Origin of the sequence: Nocardia kruczakiae NBRC 101016, assembly GCF_001612965.1 — a bacterium.
Taxonomy (GTDB): Bacteria; Actinomycetota; Actinomycetes; order Mycobacteriales; family Mycobacteriaceae; genus Nocardia; species Nocardia kruczakiae.
The window spans coordinates 1-3874 of the sequence record NZ_BDBL01000085.1 but is presented as its reverse complement, the minus strand read 5'-3'; the positions used below and the strand labels follow the sequence as shown (position 1 = coordinate 3874).

The 3874-nt window shown below is 69.3% G+C and carries 4 protein-coding genes; 1 reads left to right on the top strand and 3 read right to left on the bottom strand.

Going from position 1 to position 3874, the window contains the following annotated elements; genetic code table 11:
- Positions 1-107 precede the first annotated feature (107 nt).
- The gene (gene aroB / locus NK1_RS33040; protein ID WP_063015137.1) at positions 108-1244 is read left to right on the top strand and encodes a 3-dehydroquinate synthase; all 1137 of its coding nucleotides are present in this window, start codon (positions 108-110) and stop codon (positions 1242-1244) included.
- Between the two features lie 59 nt (positions 1245-1303).
- Here the strand turns inward: aroB and NK1_RS33035 are convergent, their stop codons facing one another.
- The 3 genes from NK1_RS33035 to NK1_RS33025 all read right to left on the bottom strand — a co-directional run.
- Positions 1304-1777, bottom strand: a complete 474-nt coding sequence (locus NK1_RS33035; RefSeq protein ID WP_036502750.1) for a B-4DMT family transporter — start codon at positions 1775-1777, stop codon at positions 1304-1306.
- Between the two features lie 48 nt (positions 1778-1825).
- Positions 1826-2668 (bottom strand): shikimate dehydrogenase, encoded by an 843-nt coding sequence (locus NK1_RS33030; protein ID WP_063015135.1) that lies wholly within the window; start codon positions 2666-2668, stop codon positions 1826-1828.
- Positions 2658-3874, bottom strand: a 1217-nt coding sequence (locus NK1_RS33025; RefSeq protein ID WP_063015133.1) for an endolytic transglycosylase MltG, incomplete at its 5' end; no start/stop codon positions are given. The genes NK1_RS33025 and NK1_RS33030, both read right to left, overlap by 11 nt.

Below are 3874 nucleotides of genomic sequence, written 5' to 3'. Positions count from 1 at the left end.
GCCGCGCAGACCGCGCACGACGCGACGGCCGGGGCCGGTCGGTCCCGGCGCGCCCGCGCCCGCCGGGCACGCACACGACGAGCACTAGAGGAATCGGAGCAGCACACATGAGCGAGCCCACCCGCATCGAGGTCCGTACCGCCGATCCGTATCCGGTGATCATCGGCCGGGGGCTGCTGGGCGAACTGGTCGAGCAGGTCGCCCGCCATCCCGGAGTGCGGACGGTGGCGATCTTCCATCAGCCGCCGCTGACCGAGACCGCCGAGGTGGTGCGGCAGGCGCTGGCCGAGCAGGCCGTCGGCCCGCACGGTGACACCCTCGACGCGCATCGCATCGAAATTCCGGATGCCGAGGCCGGTAAGGATCTCCCGGTCGCCGGTTTCTGCTGGGAGGTGCTCGGCCGCATCGGCCTGACCCGGCAGGACGTCGTGATCAGCCTCGGCGGAGGTGCGGCCACCGATCTGTCCGGCTTCGTCGCCGCCACCTGGATGCGTGGTGTGAAGGTCGTCCACGTGCCGACCACACTGCTCGCGATGGTCGACGCGGCGGTCGGGGGCAAGACCGGAATCAACACCGAGGCCGGGAAGAACCTGGTCGGCTGCTTCCACGAGCCGTCGGCCGTACTGGTGGATCTGGTCACCCTGGAAACGGTGCCGCCCAACGAGATCGTCGCGGGAATGGCCGAGATCATCAAGGCCGGATTCATCGCCGATCCGGTCATCCTCGATCTGATCGAACGCGACCCCGCCGCCGCCCTGGACCCGAAGGGCGACGTACTGCCGGAGTTGGTCCGGCGCGCGATCCAGGTGAAGGCCGATGTGGTGGCCGCCGACCTCAAGGAGGCGAGCCTGCGCGAGATCCTCAACTACGGGCACACCCTCGGCCACGCGATCGAACGCCGGGAACGCTACCGGTGGCGCCACGGTGCGGCGGTGTCGGTCGGTCTGGTCTTCGCGGCCGAACTCGGCCGGCTGGCCGGGCGCCTCGACGACGCCACCGCCGATCGCCATCGCGCGATCCTGGAGAGCGTCGGCCTGCCGACCACCTATGACGCCGACGCACTGCCGCAGCTGCTGGAAAGTATGCAGACCGACAAGAAGACACGCTCGGGCATTCTTCGATTCGTCGTTCTCGACGGTCTGGCCAAACCCGGGCGCCTGGAGGGTCCCGATCCGTCGCTGCTGGCCGCGGCCTACGCGACCATCGCCCGCGAGGACAGCCCCACCGGCGGAATTCTGCTCTAGGACACGAAATCCGGGCCGCGGAGACGATCCGCGGCCCGGATGAGCCGATCAGTCGGCGATCAGGCCGGGGAGGCCGCAGCCGGAGGCACCGAGGATTCGCTCTTGCGCCGATCCCGGCCCACCAGAAAACGGCCGATCGCCACGCCGACCATCGCCGGAATGAAGATCATCAGCACGATGAACGAGGCGCCGGCCGTCAGCTCGAACAGCAGACCGTTGTCGCCGAGATCGAACTTCGGCACGAAATCCAGCAGCCACGCCACCAGCCCGCTGCCCACACCACCGACCACGCCGGCCTTCAGCCAGCGCATGGTGAGGTCGGCACCGCCGCGCTCCGGATCGGGGTTGGCCCGCCGATCACTGCGACCGTCGATCAGCCCCCAGGCCACGCCCGCGACGACCAGCACGATCAAGCACAGGATGCGCATCCACGAGCCGTTGGTCGGCGAGTAGATCATGCCGAAACCCAGCAGGGTTCGCAGTACGACGGTCAGCGCACCGAGGACTATGGCGCGCAACACCCACGAATTCATGTCGATCACCTTAGCCTGTGTTGTGACGTCATCGAATTGGAACCCGTTCTAGAACTCACGAAGATCCAGAGCCGCTGCCATCGCCGCCCGCGGCGCGGGCCGGCCGGTGAACTGTTCGACCTGGCCGTAAGCCTGATTCAACAGCATCTGCAACCCGCTGATGACGGTATGTCCCGCGCGCCGCACGGCCGTAGCCAGCGGCGTCGGCCACGGGTCGTAGATCGCGTCCAGAACCACCGGCGCCGCAGCGACCGCGTCGGCTACCACCGCCGCGCCGGCGGCCGGTACCGAGCTGACCACCGCGTCGGCGCGCGCACACGCCGCGCGCACCCGATCGGCGCCGAAATCGGAGAACTCCGTCGCCATCCCGAGCTGCCGGGCCAGGGCGAGGGTCGGCTCGGCCCGCTCGGCGTCGCGCGCGACCACGGTGACCGTCTCGGCACCGAGTTCCGACAGCGCCAGTAGCGCCGGTCGCGCGGTGCCACCCGCCCCGAGCACGACCGAGCGGCGCACCGATTCCACGCCGCCCCCCTGCAGCGCACCGCGCACGCCGTCCACATCGGTGCAATCGGCTCGCCACCCGCTCGCCGTGCGCACCAGGGTGTTGGCGGAGCCGACCAGAACGGCACGCTCGGTCCGCTCGCCGGCGTAGTTCAGTGCCGCGACCTTGCCCGGCATCGTCACCGACAACCCGACCCAGTCCGAATCCAGCCCGTCGACGAGGCCGGGCAGTTGCTCGCCGGTGCATTCGATGCGCTCGTAGGTCCAGTCCAGGCCCAGCGCCCGATAGGCGGCCAGATGCAGTTGCGGTGACCGCGAATGCGCGATCGGGCTGCCCAGCACCGCGGCCTTGCGTCCCGGTGCCGACGCCCCCGTCCCGTTATCGGCCACTGTCGAGAATTCCGCTCTGCTGGGCGCGCTGGATATTGCGCAGATGTTCGCTGTAGCTCTCGGCGAACATCGTGGTCCCCTGCTTGTCGACGGTGACGAAGTACAGCCACGGTCCCGGCGCCGGATTCTCCACCGCGCGCATGGCATCCAGCGACGGTGAGGAGATCGGTGTGGCCGGCAGCCCCGGCATGGCGTAGGTGTTCCACGGGGTCTTGCGGGCGCGGTCGGCGTCGGTGGTGGCGACCTCGGTACGGTCGAGGGTGTAGTTGACCGTGGAATCGAGCTGCAGCGGCTGATCGACCGCGAGCCGGTTCACGATCACCCGGGCCACCTTGGACATGTCCTGCGGCAACGCTTCGCGTTCGACCAGTGAGGCCGCGATCAGCGTCTGGTAGGGGTTGAGTTTGTTCGTCGCCCCCGACTGCAACAGTCCGGTCGTCTCGTAGCCGGCGGCGCTCTCGCTCACCAGCTGCGCCAGAATCTGCTCGGGCGTGCCGGACGGATCGAAATCCCAGGTGCCCGCGGCGATCATCCCCTCGAGCTGGCGGGTGCGATCGGGTACCTTGCGCACGGCGTCGACGGCCCAGGCCGGAACGCCCAGCGCGGTCGCGTCCGCGGTGGCCCCGGCGGCATCGAGTTGTTCGTAGGTGACGCACTTCTTGTCCGCACCGGTGCCGACGCAACTGGCATCGGCGATCTTGCGGTAGATGCCCTCGTTGCGGGCGCCGGTGTTCACATCGGTGGAGTCGTGCAGCCGCCGCCCTTCGGAGACCACCACATTGCCCACCCGGGAAGTCTTCTTCAGCAGGGCCGCGACCGCGTCGGTGCCCTTGCTGTGCGTCGGCACCGCGTAATAGCCCGGCTGCACGGACGTGATGCCCGAATTGCGCACGGCCGCTTGATAGAAGGCCCCGCTGCTGCGCACGACCCCCTTCTCGACCATGGTCTGCGCGATCTGTTCGGCGGTGTCACCGGTGTGCACCTGGACCACGGCCAGCGGGCCGGGCGATCCGTCGAAATCCTCGGGTCCGCCCATGGAACGGATGAACTTGTATCCGGCGTAGCCACCGGCCACCACGAACAGGACGACGAACACGCAGCCCAGAACGACCAGATTCCGGCGCTTGCGCTGCCGCTCGGCCGCCTTGCGGGAGGCCACGCGGGTGCGGCGACCGCGCCCGCCGGACGAGCCCGACCGTGCCGGCC

Bases quoted from the DNA above. Each gene is read 5' to 3' on its own strand.
- NK1_RS33035 (WP_036502750.1), bottom strand. From the start codon at position 1,777: ATGAATTCGTGGGTGTTGCGCGCCATAGTCCTCGGTGCGCTGACCGTC.
- aroB (WP_063015137.1), top strand. From the start codon at position 108: ATGAGCGAGCCCACCCGCATCGAGGTCCGTACCGCCGATCCGTATCCG.